General features: G+C 71.4%; 17 protein-coding genes and 1 riboswitch. Of the genes, 2 read left to right on the top strand and 15 right to left on the bottom strand.

Annotated features, from left to right (window positions below; translation table 11 throughout):
• Positions 1–95: 95 nt before the first annotated feature.
• From ACIA8D_RS34110 to ACIA8D_RS34095, 4 genes are read right to left on the bottom strand one after another with little or no spacing between them, the layout of a single operon-like run.
• On the bottom strand, positions 96–953 hold the full coding sequence (locus ACIA8D_RS34110; RefSeq protein ID WP_399238101.1) for an energy-coupling factor ABC transporter ATP-binding protein: 858 nt from the start codon (positions 951–953) through the stop codon (positions 96–98).
• Positions 950–1,744, bottom strand: a complete 795-nt coding sequence (gene cbiQ, locus ACIA8D_RS34105; protein WP_399238100.1) for a cobalt ECF transporter T component CbiQ — start codon at positions 1,742–1,744, stop codon at positions 950–952. Before cbiQ ends, ACIA8D_RS34110 begins: the two co-directional genes overlap by 4 nt.
• Positions 1,745–1,750: 6 nt before the next feature.
• Positions 1,751–2,125, bottom strand: coding sequence for an energy-coupling factor ABC transporter substrate-binding protein (locus ACIA8D_RS34100; protein ID WP_399238099.1), 375 nt, complete (start codon positions 2,123–2,125; stop codon positions 1,751–1,753).
• The gene (locus ACIA8D_RS34095; protein ID WP_399238098.1) at positions 2,122–2,823 is read right to left on the bottom strand and encodes an energy-coupling factor ABC transporter permease; all 702 of its coding nucleotides are present in this window, start codon (positions 2,821–2,823) and stop codon (positions 2,122–2,124) included. The genes ACIA8D_RS34100 and ACIA8D_RS34095 overlap by 4 nt, the downstream gene beginning before the upstream one ends.
• A gap of 28 nt (positions 2,824–2,851) precedes the next feature.
• A riboswitch (cobalamin riboswitch) is annotated at positions 2,852–3,039 on the bottom strand.
• Between the two features lie 223 nt (positions 3,040–3,262).
• On the opposite strand from ACIA8D_RS34095, the gene ACIA8D_RS34090 reads away from it, so the two are divergent.
• On the top strand, positions 3,263–3,478 hold the full coding sequence (locus tag ACIA8D_RS34090; RefSeq protein ID WP_399238097.1) for a heavy-metal-associated domain-containing protein: 216 nt from the start codon (positions 3,263–3,265) through the stop codon (positions 3,476–3,478).
• 64 nt (positions 3,479–3,542) lie between these two features.
• Here the strand turns inward: ACIA8D_RS34090 and ACIA8D_RS34085 are convergent, their stop codons facing one another.
• On the bottom strand, positions 3,543–3,848 hold the full coding sequence (locus ACIA8D_RS34085; RefSeq protein WP_399238096.1) for a hypothetical protein: 306 nt from the start codon (positions 3,846–3,848) through the stop codon (positions 3,543–3,545).
• A gap of 116 nt (positions 3,849–3,964) precedes the next feature.
• Here ACIA8D_RS34085 and ACIA8D_RS34080 point away from each other — a divergent pair, with 116 nt between their 5' ends.
• Positions 3,965–4,372, top strand: coding sequence for a hypothetical protein (locus tag ACIA8D_RS34080; protein ID WP_399238095.1), 408 nt, complete (start codon positions 3,965–3,967; stop codon positions 4,370–4,372).
• An 18-nt stretch (positions 4,373–4,390) separates the two neighbouring features.
• Here ACIA8D_RS34080 and ACIA8D_RS34075 read toward each other — a convergent pair whose 3' ends face one another.
• The 10 genes from ACIA8D_RS34075 to ACIA8D_RS34030 all read right to left on the bottom strand — a co-directional run bounded on the left by ACIA8D_RS34075 (position 4,391) and on the right by ACIA8D_RS34030 (position 15,870).
• Positions 4,391–5,185, bottom strand: coding sequence for an ABC transporter ATP-binding protein (locus ACIA8D_RS34075; protein ID WP_399238094.1), 795 nt, complete (start codon positions 5,183–5,185; stop codon positions 4,391–4,393).
• 5 nt (positions 5,186–5,190) lie between these two features.
• A complete protein-coding gene (locus ACIA8D_RS34070) occupies positions 5,191–6,156 on the bottom strand; it encodes a FecCD family ABC transporter permease (protein ID WP_399238124.1) in 966 nt (321 codons plus the stop codon).
• 65 nt (positions 6,157–6,221) lie between these two features.
• Positions 6,222–7,262 carry an ABC transporter substrate-binding protein gene (locus tag ACIA8D_RS34065; RefSeq protein ID WP_399238093.1) on the bottom strand — a complete coding sequence of 347 codons (1,041 nt, stop codon included), beginning with the start codon at positions 7,260–7,262 and terminating at the stop codon, positions 6,222–6,224.
• Positions 7,263–7,607: 345 nt separating this feature from the next.
• Positions 7,608–8,162, bottom strand: a complete 555-nt coding sequence (locus tag ACIA8D_RS34060) for a copper chaperone PCu(A)C (protein ID WP_399238092.1) — start codon at positions 8,160–8,162, stop codon at positions 7,608–7,610.
• Positions 8,159–10,447 (bottom strand): heavy metal translocating P-type ATPase, encoded by a 2,289-nt coding sequence (locus ACIA8D_RS34055; RefSeq protein ID WP_399238091.1) that lies wholly within the window; start codon positions 10,445–10,447, stop codon positions 8,159–8,161. The genes ACIA8D_RS34060 and ACIA8D_RS34055 overlap by 4 nt, the downstream gene beginning before the upstream one ends.
• A complete protein-coding gene (locus tag ACIA8D_RS34050; protein WP_399238090.1) occupies positions 10,447–10,716 on the bottom strand; it encodes a hypothetical protein in 270 nt (89 codons plus the stop codon). Before ACIA8D_RS34050 ends, ACIA8D_RS34055 begins: the two co-directional genes overlap by 1 nt.
• Before the next feature lie 187 nt (positions 10,717–10,903).
• Positions 10,904–12,532 (bottom strand): ABC transporter ATP-binding protein, encoded by a 1,629-nt coding sequence (locus ACIA8D_RS34045; protein WP_399238089.1) that lies wholly within the window; start codon positions 12,530–12,532, stop codon positions 10,904–10,906.
• Positions 12,529–13,362 carry an ABC transporter permease gene (locus ACIA8D_RS34040; RefSeq protein ID WP_399238087.1) on the bottom strand — a complete coding sequence of 278 codons (834 nt, stop codon included), beginning with the start codon at positions 13,360–13,362 and terminating at the stop codon, positions 12,529–12,531. Before ACIA8D_RS34040 ends, ACIA8D_RS34045 begins: the two co-directional genes overlap by 4 nt.
• Positions 13,359–14,306, bottom strand: coding sequence for an ABC transporter permease (locus ACIA8D_RS34035; protein ID WP_399238086.1), 948 nt, complete (start codon positions 14,304–14,306; stop codon positions 13,359–13,361). Before ACIA8D_RS34035 ends, ACIA8D_RS34040 begins: the two co-directional genes overlap by 4 nt.
• Position 14,307: 1 nt before the next feature.
• The gene (locus ACIA8D_RS34030; RefSeq protein ID WP_399238085.1) at positions 14,308–15,870 is read right to left on the bottom strand and encodes an ABC transporter substrate-binding protein; all 1,563 of its coding nucleotides are present in this window, start codon (positions 15,868–15,870) and stop codon (positions 14,308–14,310) included.
• Positions 15,871–15,914 lie beyond the last annotated feature (44 nt).

Genomic DNA, 15,914 nt, shown 5'->3' with positions numbered 1-15,914 from the left:
GCGCCGGATGGCGCGCAGTCGCTCCAGGTCCTCGGCGGTGACGGCGAGCAGATCCTCCCCGTCCACCTCCACAGGCCACGTCCTGGGGAACTCGCTCACCGGGCGGCCTCCTCACCTCGCACACGCGCCGCGTGGGCGTCGAGTTCGGCGGCGGTGCGCGGTCCCGGTGCGTCCTGCCCCAGCAGCCGCTGCGCGCGCAGGAGTCGGGTCGCGGCGATGCCCCAGGCGGGCCGCAGTCCCGCCTGAGCCACCAGGTCGGCGCGGGACAGGGTGTCGCCCGCGGGGCCGACGTGCGGGCCGGCCGGGGTGAGCAGGGCGACGTCGTCGGCCCAGCGCAGCGCCAGATCCACGTCGTGGGTGGCCATCACCACCGTGGTGCCGTCCGTCTGGAGTCCGGCGAGGGTGTCCAGCAGTCGCTCCTGTCCTTCCGGGTCCAGGCCCGCGGTGGGTTCGTCGAGGATCAGCACGCGCGGGCGCAGGGCGACGGCTCCCGCGATGGCGGCGCGTTTGCGCTGACCGTAGGAGAGCAAGTGGGTGGGGCGTTCGGCGAGTTCGCTGATACCGAGCGCGGCGAGGGCCTGCAAGACCCGGTCGGTGACCTCGCTGTCCGGCAGGCCCAGGTTGAGCGGGCCGAAGGACACGTCCTGGGCGACGGACGCGGCGAAGAGCTGGTCGTCGGGGTCCTGGAGCACCAGTTGCACCGTGGTGCGCAGGCGCGTCAGACCGGCCCGGTCGTAGGTCACCGGCACGCTCTCCAGGAGGAGTCGCCCGGTACGCGGGCGCAGCCCACCACTGAGCAGCCGCATCAGCGTGGTCTTGCCGCTGCCGTTTCTGCCGAGCAGAGCGAGGGCGCGCCCGGGACGGACGGCGAAGTCGAGATCGTGCAGGACGGTGGGGCCGTCCTCGTAGGCGAACGAGGCTCCGCGCAGCTCCACCACGGCGTCGTCGTTCATGGCAGCAGCCTTTCGAGTCCGAGGTGTTGGAGTGCTAGGTGTCCGCGTACGAGGTTGTCGAGTACGAGGGTGAGGACCACCAGCGCGGCGAGCAGGGCCAGTGCCAGGCCAACGAACCGGCGGGAGACGGGAGCACCGGAGGCCATGACGCGCAGGGTGCCGTCGTAGCCGCGCCCGGCCAGCCCGCGCTGCATGCGCGCCGCCCGGTCGAACGCCTTGACGAAGGCGGTGGCGCCGAGCCCGGCCAGGGAGCGGAAGGCGGCGGAGCGGGTGGTGTGGCCCAGCCGCGCCGCCTGAGCCTCGCGGATGCTGCGCACGGACGCGAGCAGCAGGAAGATCATGCGGTACATCACCAGCGCCACGTCGATGACGGGGGCGGGCACGCCGAGCCGCAGCAGCCAGGCCAGCAGGTCGGTCACCGGAGTGGTGAACGCGAACAGCAGCACACCCAGTGAGGCGGCGGAGGAGCGCAGCAGGACCTCGGCCGCGTGCTGCGCACCGTGCGGGGCCAGTGAGATGAAGGCACCGGGGGCACCGACCTGCACGGTCAGGGTGAGCGCTCCGGTGACGCAGAAGGCCAGCGGCACGCGCCAGGCCCGCCACACCTTGCGGGCGCCCACCCCCGCGGGCCCCAGCAGCAGCGCCAGTGCGGTGACCAGCACGAGGGCGGAGCCCGGCCACGGTGGCAGGGTGAGGGCGAGGGCGGTGAGGCCCAGGCCGAGGACGGCTTTGTCGAGGGGATGGCGGCGGCGCCAGCTGCTGCTGTGCGCCGCCACGTCGATCGGCAGCACGCCGGGTCAGGTCCGGTCCCCGGCAGGCGCCTTGGCATCGGCCCCGTCGGCGCCGTCCGCGCTCATGGCGCTCTCCACGGCCCGTTGTTCGCCCTGCCTGCGCCCGCGGCGCAGACCGAAGTAGTACGCGAGCACGCCGGCACCGAGAGCCGCCTGGAGGGCGAAGAGCGCGGACTCGATCTCTCCCGACGGCGGCTCGTACAGCGGGGAGAACCACGGCTCGTAATCCGGCTTGATCTCGGTGATGGCCGTCTCCGCCTCGGCGTCGGCGCCGGCGAAGGGCTCCTCCTTGTGATCGCCAAGACCCAGCGCGAGAGGCAGGACGGCGAGGGCGGCCACGACGATCAGGAGCAGCAGGTTGATCTTCGTGTTCCGCTTCACCGGGCCACCGCCTCGGGAGCGGCGTCCCGGCGGCCGCCGGTGACGAGAACGCCCAGCCGAGTCAGTTCGCCCTTGCTGGACTGCACGAGCAGCCGCATGACGAGCACGGTCAGCAGTCCCTCGCTGACGGCCAGCGGGATCTGGGTGACGGCGAAGATGGAGCCGAACTTGCCGAGCGCGCCGAAGAAACCGCTGCTCGGGTCGGGGAAGGCGAGGGCGAGCTGCACGCTGGTGACGCAGTAGGTCGACAGGTCCGCCACGAACGCCCCGAAGAACACGGTGACCATCAGCGGGACGTCGTAGCGGCGCAGCAGGCGGTAGATCCCGTATCCGGCCCAGGGGCCGACGATCGCCATGGAGAACGCGTTGGCACCCAGCGTGGTAAGTCCGCCGTGGGCGAGCAGCAGGGCCTGGAACAGCAGCGTGATCGTGCCCAGCACCGTCATGATCGGCGGCCGGAACAGGATGGCCCCAAGGCCGGTGCCGGTGGGATGGGAGCAACTGCCGGTCACCGAAGGCAGCTTGAGCGCGGAGAGAACGAAGGTGAAGGCCCCGGACGCGCCCAGCAGCAGCGTGCTCTCCGGGTGTTCCTTCACCTCGCGGGTCAGGGAGCGGACCCCGTGGACGACGAACGGCGCGGCCGCGACGCCCCAGGCGGCGGCGTGCGCTGGGGGCAGGAACCCCTCGGCTATGTGCATGGCTCGGCAGACCTTTCCAGCACCTCGTGGACGGTTGAAGCGCCCCGGCCGGTCTCCTGGCTGACGGGTGACACCGCCCGGATCTCCGCCTTCCCAGGTCCAAGGACCCAGTGGCTGCCCCGCTGAGGGGCCGGAGCCGGACTTCCCGATCACAGTGGCGAGGGCCGCACCGGTTCCGCACCGGATTTCCCGAACACCAAGGCAAGAGGACAGTAATGCCCAGGTATTGCGCATGACAACAGCAGCCCATGGCCCGGACAAGCACTCCGTCCCCGGTCACGGCACCGGCAGCCCCCGTACGAGTGACTCATCCGACACGCGGGAACTCGGACGCGACGCGGTCCGACTCGTGGAGGACGACGGGATCCGGCTGAACACCGGACCCGCCGCGCACGTATCCACAGACGCACGCACGTCTCCCCATCCCAGGAGTTGCGCCATGAACCGATCCGACTACCGCGTCACCGGCATGACCTGCGGGCACTGCGCCGCCGGCGTCACCGAACAGGTGACCGCCGTACCCGGCGTCACCGGGGTCACCGTCGACCTGGAGAGCGACACGGTACGAGTGACGGGCACGGCCTTCGACGACGCACAGGTACGCGCCGCCATCGAGGAAGCCGGTTACGAGGCCGGCGCGGCGGCCGTCGTCTGAGCCCTGCCCGTTGGCCCGAACGGACCGGCGGCGAACTCCCGCGCAGGCCGACGGCGGACGGGGCTCACTCGTGCCAGTGCCTGCCCGGGGGCCACCGTCGGTGCGCGGGCCTTCCCTCTGCCACCCGGCCGACGAACGCGTGCAGGGCCAGGCTGGAGAGAACCCCGGCAACGGCGCCCGCCCAGGCGCCGGTCACCGCGCCGAACCGGAAGCCCAGCCAGCCGTAGGCCCCCGCAAGCAGCAGCGTGGTGGCCGCGGGCAGGCACCAAGCGAAGACGCGCTCGCGCCACAGGAAGCGGCGAGGACGTGCCTGCGCCGCCCGGTCCTCCCAGGGCCAGACAGCGGGAGCGGCGCGCCGGTCTGTCTTCATGGCGGCGAACCTTGGTCGGGAGATGGCTGGGAGCTACCTCAACACCATTGAGAAGAGGGGCTGTTCGGGTAGCCTCGGAAGCGTCGAAGCTACCTTTCCCACACCTTGGGGGAGCCATGCACAGGACTCAGGACCTCATCGAGAGCGTCGGCAGTCGGTTCTTGGTCGACAGTGAACTCCTCGCCCGCACGACGACCGCGCTGGCGGAGTGCGAGCGGGCGAGCAGCGCGTGCGCGGCCGGCATGCTCGCCGACAAGGACGCCGACGCGCTGCGTGAGGCGATCACCCAGAACCTCGACTGCGCGGACGTGACCGCCACGACGGCCAGGCTGCTGGTGCGCGGTGACGACACGCAACGGCCGTTGCTCACAGCTCAGCTCGGCGCCTGCCTCATCGCCTGCCGCGACGCTCATGAACTGTGCGGCCGGCATGCCAGCCACCGCGAGCACTGCCGTATCTGTTCGGAGACGGCCGGGACGGCCGCCGAGGCGTGCGAGGCTCTGCTCACCGCCCTCAAGCGCTGAACGGCACCTAGACAGCGACTAGTTCACCGCGTGAGCCTCCGCGCTCAGCGGGTCCGCCGCGTAGGTCAGCCGCACCACCGCGTCCTCGTCGCGCCGTGCTGAGGCGGCCACGCCGAAGACTTTCGCGAGTACGGCCGGGGTGAGCGTGTCGAGGACGGGCCCGGCGGCGACGACGCTGCCCCGGTCGAGCACGACGAGGTGGTCGCAGAAGCGGGCCGCGAGGTGGAGATCGTGCAGGACGGCGAGCGTCGTGGTGCCGGTGGAGCGGATCAGGTGCAGTAGTTCGAACCGGGCGCGGATGTCGAGGTGGTTGGTCAGCTCGTCCAGGACGAGCAGCCGGGGCTGCTGGGCCAGGGCCCGCGCGAGGAGGACGCGTTGACGCTCGCCACCGGACAGTGAGGCGTAGTCGCGGTGCGCCAGGTGCCGCACGCCGCACCGGTCCACGGCGTCCTCGACCGCCCGCCGGTCCTGGGGTCCGTCGCGCCCCAGCAGGCCGTGGTGGGGTGCGCGTCCCAGGGCGACGGTCTCGATCACCGTGAGCCCGCCCGTACTGCCGGTTCCGTCCTGGAGGACGGCGGCGGTTCGCAGGGCGGCGGCGCGGGGGCTGAGTCTCCAGATGTCGTCGTCACCGACCCGGACGGCGCCGTCGGCCGGCCTGAGGGAGCGGTAGACGGCGCGCAGCAGGGTGGATTTGCCGCTGCCGTTGGGTCCGACGAGCCCGACGACATCGCCGGGCCGGGCGTCGATGTCGACGCCGTTCAGGATCGAGTGGTGGTCGAGGGTGATGTGCAGCCGGTCGACAGTGAGGCGCATGCGTGTCAGTCCAGACCCTTGTTGCGGCGCAGCAGCCAGAGGAAGAAGGGGGCGCCCAACAGGGCGGTGAGGATGCCGAGCGGGAGTTCGCTCGGCCGGTTCAAAGTGCGCGAGAGCAGGTCGACCAGGACGAGGTAGACCGCTCCGAGCAGCGCGGACAACGGCAGCAGCCTGCGGTGGTCGGCGCCGGTGGTGAGCCGCACCAGGTGGCGGATCATCAGGCCGACGAAGCCGATGCCGCCCGCGACCGCGATCACCGAGCCGGTCAGCAGGGCGCTGAGCAGGAGCAGGACGGTACGGAGCCGGTTGACATCGGTGCCGAGGGAGGTGGCGGTCTCGTCCCCGGCGAGGAGCACATTGAGCTTGCGGCCGAAGAGGGTGAGCAGGGCGGTGCAGCCGATGACGACGGTGGTGACGGTGGGGATCTGGTGCCATTGGGCGCCGGCGACACTGCCCAGCATCCAGAACATCACGGTACGCAGTTCAGTGGGGCTGGCCTGAAGCTGGACGTAGCTGGTGGCCGACAGGAACACGTAGCCGACCGCCACTCCGGCCAGGATCAGCCGGGTCGGCGCCATCCGGCCGCGGCGGCGTCCCAGCCAGAACACCAGGGCACCCGCGACGACCGACCCGGCGAACGCGGCGGCCGACACCCCCACTCCGAACAGAGCCGCTCCCCCGCCCAGAGTGATGACGAGGACCGCGCCGAGCGTCGCACCGTAGGAGAAGCCGAGCACGAGCGGATCGGCGAGCGGATTGGCGACCACCGTCTGCAGTACCGCGCCGGACAGCGCGAGCCCCGCGCCCGCGACGGCGGCGAGCACCACGCGCGGGGTGCGGAACGTCCACACGATCTGGTCCAGCGCGCCGTCGCCGGACGGGTGACCCAGGCCGGTGGTGTGGTGCAGGACGATCCGCCACACCTCGCCCAGCGGCACGTTGACCGCGCCGATACTGACGGCGACCAGCATCACGGCGACCAGCACGCACGGCAGGACGACGAGCGCGAGCGTCGCGCGTCGTCGGCTCGGTGGGGTCAGAACGCTTCGGGGTGCAGCTTCTTCGCGATCTTCTCCACGGCCCGGTCGTTGTCGGGGCTCAGGTAGATCGAGTCGGACACCGTCACGTACGTGTTGGTCTTCGCGGCCGGCCACTGGGGGAACTCCTTGAACAGTTTCTCGGCGTAGGCGGCGGGGTTCGGGTCCTGGTAGGCGATGACGACGAGCGCGTCGACGTCGGTGGCCGCCACCTTCTCCTTGCTGAGGTCGGCGAACGACGTCTTCGACGCGTTCTCGAAGACGTTCTCGGCACCCGCCTTGTCGAGAATGTCGTTGTAGATTCCCTTGGCCACGACAGCGCTGAAATCATTGCCGCCCATCGTCATGTTGGTGAACAGCATCATGACTTTCGGCTTCTTCTTTCCCTTCACCTTCGCCGCGAGATCGGCGATCTGTTTGCGTGAGGCAGAAATGATCTTCTCCGCGCGGTCCGGCACGTTGAAGACGCGGCCCATGTCGCGCAGGAGCCGGTAGCTGTCCTCGATGGTGAGTTTCGAATTCTCGTCGTGGCAGCCCTGCGGGGAAATGTAGGTGCGGGCGCCGGCGTTCTTGAGTTCGTCGCGGGTCGCGAAACCGTTCTTCGCGTCGAATCCGTACGACGTAGTGGACAGGACGAGATCCGGGCGCAGCCCGATCATAGACTCGCGGGGAATGTCGAAGGCGTCGTTCAGCTTGACGTCCCCGGTCGGCAGCTTCTTGATCGCTGCGGCGCGGCCAGGCACCTCGGACATGCCGTAGGACTGCTGGTTCGCGACGATCCTGTCGCCGAGGCCGAGCGCCAGCAGCGTCGAGACCTCGGCGACGGAAGCGCCGTTCATCACGACGACCCTGCTCGGCGCCTTGTCGAAGACCTGTGTCGTACCGCAGTTCTCGATCTTCACGGGATAGCCGGAGCCCGCGGCGGCCGCTCCCGCACGAGCACCCGAGGTGTCGTCATCGGCCGATCCGCCGCACGCCGTGGCCGAGAGACTCAGGGCGACAACGGCCGCGACAGCGACTGCTGGTCTGGTGACGGGCATGCACGTTCCTCCGGATATCCGCGGGAGGGGGCCGATCCCCCGATCCAGTAGTCGGGCGGCTCACCACCGCGGTTCCCGCAATGCACGGAGAAAAGAAGAATTCCTGCCGGCTGCCTCCCGCACCGGGACGGGGTGTGGCGATCGTGGCAGCCGACAGGAGTGCGGAGCGCGCTCGGGAAGGCGAATTCCATCGCGCTCCGCGGACACGATGCTGGCATGGATCGGGCCCGTAAGAAAGACATGTTCCCGCACATCCACTCGTGAGAATTGTCCTTCTTCCAGGCGGGAACCGAGGGGCGTCATCCGCCGACTACCTTGAATTGCCGGGCGGCTCGATGTTCGCGATCAGAGCGACCCTGGTCGCACGACCTCCGCCCGCACGCGCACCGTGCCGCTGTGCGTGAAATGCAGATCGAAGGAGATACGGTCGCCCATGCTCCAGACGGGATCGGCGGGCACGGTGACGTCGCTGGACATCGGGCTCATGTCCAGCGTGCCGCGCGCGGGCACCTGGAGCCAATCGGCGGTGTCACGGTAGGCCGCGCCGTCCGCCGTCATCCGGTGGCGGCTCAGAGCGATCCCGTCGGGGACCGAGGGGGAGGTCACTTCCGTCAACTCGTCCGCGGAGTCTCCCTGGTTGGTGACGCGGAAGAAGGCCGCGGTGTCCGGAGTGCCGCCGGTCGGCAGGAAGACGCGGGCGCGGGTGACGGTGATGTCGGGCGGCGTGCCCGCGTTACCGAGGGAGGTCCACGCGGTCAGCCCGCCCAGAGCCACCACGCAGGCGACCACGGGGGCGGTCGCCGCGAGCAGCGACTCCTTCAGGCGCCTCGTCCGCCCGGAGGGCGACGGGGTCGGTGAGGAGCCGGAGGGCGACGGGAAGGCCGGTGCGGATATGGTCACCAGTCGCTCCTGGTCCGTTGTCCGGGCTTGTGCGGGCGGGCCGCGGTGGGGGTCGGCTGCCAGGTGCGCAGGCGCAGGCTGTTGACGACGACGAGGACCGAGCTGAGCGACATCGCCGCGGCGGCCAGCATCGGGTTCAGCAGGCCGACCATGGCCAGGGGCACGGTCACCACGTTGTAGCCGAACGCCCACACCAGATTGGCGCGGATCGTGCCGAGGGCAGCGCGCGACAGGCGTACGGCATCGGCCAGCGCCTCGATCTCGCCGCGCACCAGCGTCACGTCGGCGGCGCCGATCGCCACGTCCGTGCCCGCGCCCATCGCGATCCCCAGGTCGGCGCAGGCGAGGGCGGCCGCGTCGTTGACGCCGTCCCCGACGACCGCGACCCGGCTCCCTCCGGCCCGCAGAGCGGCGACCAATTGGGCCTTGTCCTCGGGCGAGCAGGCAGCGTGCACCTCGTCGATGGCCAGTTGCGAGGCGACCGCACGGGCCGGTGCCTCACGGTCCCCGGTGGCCAGCACCGGCCGCACCCCCAGCCGACGCAACCGGTCCACAGCCCGGTAACTGCCCGGCCGCAGCACGTCCCCGACCGCGAACAGCGCCACCACGGTGCCGTCCACCGACATCTGCACCGCGGTGTGCGCCGCCTCCTCGGCGACGCGCAACGCGTCCCCGAGCCCTTCCGGCAGTTCGTCGCCGACGGCGCACACCTCGACGAGCCGCCCCTCCACCCGGCCGCGCACACCGAAGCCGGGCGTCGCCACGAAGTCGGTCACCGGCGGCAGCACCTCGTCGGCGAGCGCGCGCACCGCGTGCACGGTGATCGCCCGGCCCAGCGGGTGCTCCGAGGCGTCCTCGACCGCCGCCGCCCACCGCAGCACCTCACCCTCCGCCGGGCCGCCGGAAACGACGGTGACCCGGGCCACGCTCATGTGACCCGACGTCAGCGTGCCGGTCTTGTCCAGCACGACGGCGTCGATGTGCCGCAAGCCCTCCAGCGCCTGCGGCCCGGTCACCAGCACGCCCAGCTGCGCGCCCCGCCCGGTCGCGGCCATCAGCGCCGTCGGCGTGGCCAGCCCCAGCGCACACGGACAGGCCACCACCAGGACCGCCACGCACGCGGTGACCGCGGCCTGGGCCTCGGCCCCGGCGCCGAGCCAGAAACCCAGCGTCGTCACCGCCAGCGCCAGAATCACCGGTACGAACACCCCGGCCACCGAATCCGCGAGCCTCTGCGCGCGGGCCTTGCCGGCCTGAGCCTCCGTCACCAGCCGCGTGATCCGCGCCAACTGGGTGTCCGCGCCGACCGCGCTCGCCCGCACGAGCAGCAGTCCGCCGGCGTTGACCGCGCCGCCGACCACCGCGTCCCCGGGCCCCGCCTCGACCGGCTCGCTCTCCCCCGTCACCAGCGCCTGGTCGACGGCCGAACGGCCCTCCACCACAACGCCGTCGGTGGCGACACGCTCACCGGGCCGCACGAGGAACGTGGCCCCAACAGCCAGCTCCTCCACCGGAATCAACCGCTCATGACGCCCCTCACGAACGGCGACGTCCTTCACACCGAGCCGGGCCAGGGACCTCAGTGCTGCCCCGGTTCCTCGCCGCGCCCGCCCCTCCAGGAACCGGCCCACGAGCACGAACAGCGGTACACCGACCGCCGCCTCCAGGTACAGATGCGCGGTTCCGTCCGCGGCGGACGGCACCAGCGTGAACGGCATCCGCATCCCAACCCGGCCCGCTCCGCCGAGGAACAGCGCGTACACCGACCACGAGAACGACGCCACCACGCCCAGCGAAACCAGCGTGTCCATGGTCGCCGCGCCGTGCCGCGCCCCGCGCAACGCCCGCTGGTGGAACGGCCAGGCGCCCCACACCGCGACCGGCGCCGCCAGCATGAAGCACAGCCACTGCCAGTTGCGGAACTGCGCCGCGGGAACCATCGACAGCACCAGCACCGGCACCGCCAACAGGGCGACGATCACCAGCCGCTGCCGCTCCGCGCGATCAGCCGGCGACTCCTCGTCGTCCCGCGTCGCCACAGCCTCCTTCTCCGACTTCGGCAGCCGGGCCGTGTACCCCGCCTGCTCCACCGCAGCGACCAGCTCGTCGGGGCCGACGTCGGCAGGGTGACTGACACGGGCGTTGCCCGTCGCGAGATTCACGCTCGCCGCGACCCCGTCGATCTTGGACAGCTTCTTCTCGACGCGCCGCACACAGGCAGCGCACGTCATCCCGCCGACCGAGATGTCGGTGACGGTCAGGGACGGCACAGGCACGGCTCCCATCAGCCACCACTCCCGTGATCCATCTCCATACCGCCCATGTCACCGGAGCCCGGCCCACTGTCGTGCCCGCCGCCTCCGCCACCGCTGCTCGACCCGTGCATCCCGGGGGCGACCGGACCGACCGCGTGCCCAACCGCGTAGGAGACACCGAACATCGCGACGAGCAGCAGGATGAACCCGAGCAGCGCGGGCGCCGGGGATCCCCGGCGATCCCGGCCGACGGTGGACGTCGACGTGGAGGCGCGCTCGCCTCCGGAGGCTTCACTCACTACTTCTCCCGATCGTGCCGACCACCGCTCCCCCCGCCTCGGCCCAGAGAGGGCGCACGGTGTCTTGTCCAGTAGTCGGACACGCCGCCAGTGGCGTTCCCGCCCGGTCATGTGAGCTGGATCACGGACTCCGATCGCAAGATCAGACCGGTATCAGCTCGGCCCGAGATCCGGTACCCGGCAGGCATCACGCCTTGCCCTTCCCGTCACCACCACTCCCGCCGTCTTCCGCGGCGAGCAGGACGTCACCGACGGAGCCGTACTTGACGCAGCGCCCTCCTTCGAACAGCGCGGCCTGCTGGGTCAGCATGCGTACCGCCGACACGTCGTGGCTGACGAACAGCAGAGCTGTCCTGGCCGGGGCGAGCAGCCCGGGCAGGGCGGCCAGCAGCCGTTCCCGGGAGACGGTGTCCAGTGCGGAGGTCACTTCGTCGCAGACCAGCAGAGCCGGGTGTGCCGTCAGGGCCCGCACCAGTGCGCAGCGCTGCAGCTGTCCCCCGGACAGTTGGCTCGGCCTGCGGACCAGAAGCGTCTCGTCGAGCCCCAGTGCCCTTGCCGACTGCACAGCCTCAGCGGTTGCCTCGTCGTCCCGGAGCCCTCGCAACAGACGAGCGGTGTCTGCGAGTTGGTCCAGGATCGGGCGGTTCCCCTCAAAGGAGTCGGCGCTGTGCTGATGTACGTACTGGACCATGCGGCGCTGTGCGGCGGAGCGTCGGTCGATTCGGGCGGGGAGCAGCTCTTCTTGGTGCCTGACCTCTCCCTGAGTGGGTGTGGTCAGGCCGGCCAGTACCCGAGCGAAGGTCGTTTTGCCCGAGCCCGAGGGGCCGAGCAGCGCGGTGCGGCTTCCCGGCGGGAAGGCCAGGGATATGGGCCCGGTCAGGGGGTCGGCCGAGCGGCGGCGTACGACGACGTCCGTGGCAGACACCCCGGCACCTTCGCGCGATTGCGACGCTGTTGTTCGTGGACTCGGAACCCGGCCGGCAGCAGTTCGGTGTTCCGCTGCCAGAAGTTCGCGGGTGGCTCGGTGGCGGGCAGCGCCGAGAGCCGCCTCGGGTCGCCTTCCGCCTGGGTGGGCGGCGTTCGGGACGCTGAGCAGGTCGGACGTCGGCCCCTCGTCCACGGCCCGGCCTTGCTCCAGGACGATGACGCGGTCGGCCGTCTCGCGCACCATCGGCAGGTCGTGGCTGAGGAGGAGGACGCCCGCCCCGCTGTCGGCGAGGCGGCGCACCGTGCGCCCCAGAGCGTGGGCGAGTGCCGGGTCGAGACCGCTGGCCGGCTCGTCCAGGACGAGCAGCCGTGCGCCGGTCACCAGAGCGGATGCGAGGGCCACCCGCTGCTGCTGACCGCCGGACAGTTCGTGCGGGAACCGGCGGCGTACCGTCTGCCATTCCAGACCGGCCCGTGCCAGCGCCCGGGTCGCGGCGGTGGTGCGCGCGTCCCGTCCCGTGTGAGCCAGAGCGGCCAGTTCCGTGAGGGCGCGGCCGGTCCGGCGGACCGGGTCGAGGACGCTTTCCGGGTGTTGGGGCAGGTGGGCGGCGCGCCCGGCCCGAGCGGCGCGACGTCGCGCGGGTGTCAGGGACAAGAGGTCGGTGCCGTCGAGCGAGACGCGTCCCCTGAGCTCGATCCCGTTGCGCGCGGCGCCGAGTGCCGCCAGTCCGAGTGTGGTCTTGCCGCTGCCCGAAGGGCCGATGACGGCCAGTACCGTCCCGGCCGGAACGGTCAGGCCGACGCGGTCCAGCAGGGGGCGCACCGCTCCGTGCGCATGGGCGGAGATCTCTGGGACCTCCAGCAGCGGCGCGGACTCGGTAGGGGTCACCGTTGACCTCTCCTACGGGCGAGGGTGCGGTCCACGAGCAGGTTGCTGCCCACGCACAGTGCCGTGAGCAGCCCGGCGGGGACGATCACGGCGGCGGGCTGGGTGAACAACGCATCGCTGTTGCGTTCGATGAGGACGGCCCAGTCCGGTGAGGACGCGGGGAGCCCCAGGCCGAGGAAGTTGGCGGACGCCAGGAGGTAGAGCACGAGGGAGAAGCGGCCCGCCGCGTCGGTGGCCAGGGGCGCGGCCAGCTCCCGTGCCAGGTGCCGCAGATGGATGTACGCCCAGCCGTGTCCTTGCATGCGGAGCGCCTCGACGACCGTGCGGGCGCCCGGGGCGAGTGCGGCACCGCGGACCAGGCGCGCGACGGCGGGCACCTGGAGCAGCCCGGCGACCGTCACCAGCCAGTACCAGTCGCGATGGCCCGTCGCAGCCAGGGTCATCAGGACCAGCAGCCCGGGGAAGGCGAGCAGAACGTCCAGGGTGCGCATCACCGCCTCATCGAGCACGCGCCGGGGCCCGGCGGCCAGCAGACCCAGGGGCACGCCCGCGACCAAGCCGATCAGGAGGGCTCCCACGGCGCTTCCCAGCACTGATGCTCCGCCGTGCAGGACGAGCGACAGGACGTCGCGCGCCAGGACATCGGTACCGAGCACATGCCCCGCGCCTGGCGCCTGCGAAGGCAGCGCGTCGGTCTGCGGCGACGTGTCGCCCGCGAGCCACGGCCCCACCAGGGCGGCGAACAGGGGCACTGCGAGAAGGAGCAGTGCGATCCAGGGGCGTCGGCGTCGCCCTGTGCGCAGTCTCGCGGTCTGGGTCAGTGTCGTCATACGGCCATCTCCCGTCGGGGCGCCAGGCGATGGGCGACCAGGTCGGCCACGAGATTCACGGCGACCGCGGTTCCGGTGAAGAGCAGCGCGTACGTCTGTACCTGCGGGAGGTCGCGGTTCTGCACCGCCTCGACGAACCCGTTACCGAGCCCGCGGAATCCGAAGACGGCTTCCACCAGCACGGCGCCGCCCAGCAGTCCTTCCACGCAGCGGGCGTACTGCTGCGCCGCCGGGCCGAGCGCGTTGGGCAGGACGTGCCGGAGCACCACCGTGCGCTCCCGTACCCCGAGCAGCCGCAAGTGCTCGGCTACGGGGCCATGCCGCTCCCCCGCGACTCCGGCGCGGACCTGCCGGGCCAGATCGCAGAGGTGCCGTGCCGTGAGTACGACCACGGGAAGCACCAGGACGGACGGCTGCCGCAGCAGACCTGCCGTGTCCATTCCGACCGCGGTGGCCGGAAGCAGCCCGGCCGCGAGCGAGACCGAGGCGACCAGCAGCAGCGCGAGCACGAACTCGGGCACGGCGTGCAGCAGCACCGTGGCCGTGTTCAGGGCACGGTCGAGCCGACTGCCTTCTCGCAGCCCCGAGACCGTGCCGAGCAGCGGCGCCAGTACGGTGACCAGGATCAGCGCCGGTACGCCCAGGAGCAGCGTCACGCCGATCCGGCGGCCGATGTCGTCGCCCACCGGCAGCCCGGTGGTCAGCGAGTGCCCCAGGTCGCCGGTGAGCAGGTGGCCGAGCCAGTGCCAGAAGCGGGGCCAGGCAGGTTCGTCCAGCCCCAACTGCTGGCGCAGCGCCGCGACTTGTTCCGGCGTGCCGAGTTCACCGCGCAGCACGTCGGCCGTGTCGCCGGGCAGCAGCGCGCCAACGGCGAACACGGCGACCAGCACCACCAGGCACTGCAAGAGCGCCAAGAGGGAGCGCCGCAGTACGTAGCCGCGCACGTCAGGCCAGGCGGACCCGGTCGAAGCGGGCCCAGTTGTGCGAGTTCGGCGGCGCCGCGCGCAGCCCGCCGACCGAACGGCTGATGGCGTCGTTGGCGTCGGAGAAGGCCCACACCAGCAGTCCGGACTCGTCGCGGGCGATCTTCTGCGCGCGGGCGAGCAGGCCCAGCCGCTCCTGCTCGTCACGGGTGGTGCGCGCGCGGTCGAGGAGCGCGTCGAACTTCTTCGAGGCGTATTGGGTCTGGTTCCGGGCCGCTCCCCCGCGGACCCGCTGCTGGAGGAAGTCGGAGACGGGCAGGGTGGAGGTGGTGTTGAAGGCGGCGACGCCCTTGGTCTTGATCTCGCTGAAGTAGGTGCTGGATGCCCGGGTGTTGGCGGTCAGCCTCAGCCCGATCTCCCGCAGCTGCCGCGCCATCAGGTCCGCCGCGGGTTCCCATGCCGCGTCGACCGAACTGGTCTCCACGGTGATGCGCAGTCCGTCCGCGCCTGCTTGCTTCACCAGCTTGCGCGCCGCGTCGACGTCCCGTTCGCGGGGCGTGAGGTCGTCGGGGTAGCCGCGCAGTCCCATCCCGAAGAGATCGTTGCCGGCTTCGCCGTGTCCAGCCAGTGCGATGCGGACGAGCGCCTGCCGGTCGATGCCCAGCTGCACGGCACGTATGAGGCGCGGGTCGTCGAACGGTTTGCGGCCGGTGCGCAGCAGGAGTTGCTGTGCGGTGGCGCGCTTCGCGGTGAGCAGGCGCGTCGAGCCGTCCTTCTTCAGCCGTTCCACGGAGGCCCCGGCCATGTCAGCCGCGTAGTGCACCTGGCCGGACAGGAGGGCGTTGAGCCGCGCGGACTCCTCGTTCGCGGGAACGATCTCCAGCTCGGCTATGTGCGGGGCGCCGCCCCAGTGGTCGGCCCAGCGCTTGTAGCGGGCGGTGCCGCCCGGCGTGAAGGACACGTAGGTGAAGGGGCCGGAGCCTATGGGCTTGCGGAAGTCCGTCGTCCCGTCCGGGATGATCTCGGTGCCAGGGCCCGCGAACACGGTGGGGAACTCGAAGTTCGGCGCCTTGAGAACGAAGACGACGGACCCGTCGCCGTCCGCCTTGCTCGCGGTGAAGTCAATCGCGGACAGCAGGACCTGCGACGGCGAGCCGACCTCGGGGTCGGCCGCGCGCCGGTAGCTGTAGAGAACGTCCTTGGCGGTGACCGGCTTCCCGTCATGGAACCGGGCCTTGCGCAGCCGTACGCTCCACCGTGTTCCCGAGGCGTCGCTCTCCCAGGACTCCGCGAGCCTCTTACGGACGGACATGTCGTCGGCGTACGTGCCGAGCGTGTCGTACAGGGCCTTGGCACGGGCCTGGTCGACGAAGTTCGGGGCGACGTGCGGATCGAGGGTCTCCTGCGAGCCGCCCGACGTGAACGCGGCGCGGAACCGATCACCTCCGCCGCCGTCCTTCGTATCGCCGCCACAGCCACTGAGCAGGCCGGTCCCCGCGAGCGCCAGCGCACCGCCGGCGGCGAGCACACCTCTGCGACCGGGCTCCGGGCGCCGCCCCGGCTCCGTCCGGGCATGCGTCGTCACAGTCGATCCTCTCCGGGGTGTCCTCGCCCCTGACGTCAGACCGG

Source organism: Streptomyces sp. NPDC051684, from assembly GCF_044453445.1.
Classification (GTDB): domain Bacteria; phylum Actinomycetota; class Actinomycetes; order Streptomycetales; family Streptomycetaceae; genus Streptomyces.
Note: the sequence above shows the minus strand (reverse complement) of the source record. Positions and strands in the feature narration are given on the sequence as shown.

What these genes read in the sequence shown, in the direction of transcription:
- ACIA8D_RS34110 (WP_399238101.1), bottom strand. Translation starts at nt 953, where the DNA reads ATGAACGACGACGCCGTGGTGGAGCTGCGCGGAGCCTCGTTCGCCTAC.
- ACIA8D_RS34095 (WP_399238098.1), bottom strand. Translation starts at nt 2,823, where the DNA reads ATGCACATAGCCGAGGGGTTCCTGCCCCCAGCGCACGCCGCCGCCTGG.
- ACIA8D_RS34090 (WP_399238097.1), top strand. Translation starts at nt 3,263, where the DNA reads ATGAACCGATCCGACTACCGCGTCACCGGCATGACCTGCGGGCACTGC.
- ACIA8D_RS34085 (WP_399238096.1), bottom strand. Translation starts at nt 3,848, where the DNA reads ATGAAGACAGACCGGCGCGCCGCTCCCGCTGTCTGGCCCTGGGAGGAC.
- ACIA8D_RS34080 (WP_399238095.1), top strand. Translation starts at nt 3,965, where the DNA reads ATGCACAGGACTCAGGACCTCATCGAGAGCGTCGGCAGTCGGTTCTTG.
- ACIA8D_RS34075 (WP_399238094.1), bottom strand. Translation starts at nt 5,185, where the DNA reads ATGCGCCTCACTGTCGACCGGCTGCACATCACCCTCGACCACCACTCG.
- ACIA8D_RS34070 (WP_399238124.1), bottom strand. Translation starts at nt 6,156, where the DNA reads ATGCTGGTCGCCGTCAGTATCGGCGCGGTCAACGTGCCGCTGGGCGAG.
- ACIA8D_RS34065 (WP_399238093.1), bottom strand. Translation starts at nt 7,262, where the DNA reads ATGCCCGTCACCAGACCAGCAGTCGCTGTCGCGGCCGTTGTCGCCCTG.
- ACIA8D_RS34055 (WP_399238091.1), bottom strand. Translation starts at nt 10,447, where the DNA reads ATGGGAGCCGTGCCTGTGCCGTCCCTGACCGTCACCGACATCTCGGTC.
- ACIA8D_RS34040 (WP_399238087.1), bottom strand. Translation starts at nt 13,362, where the DNA reads ATGACGACACTGACCCAGACCGCGAGACTGCGCACAGGGCGACGCCGA.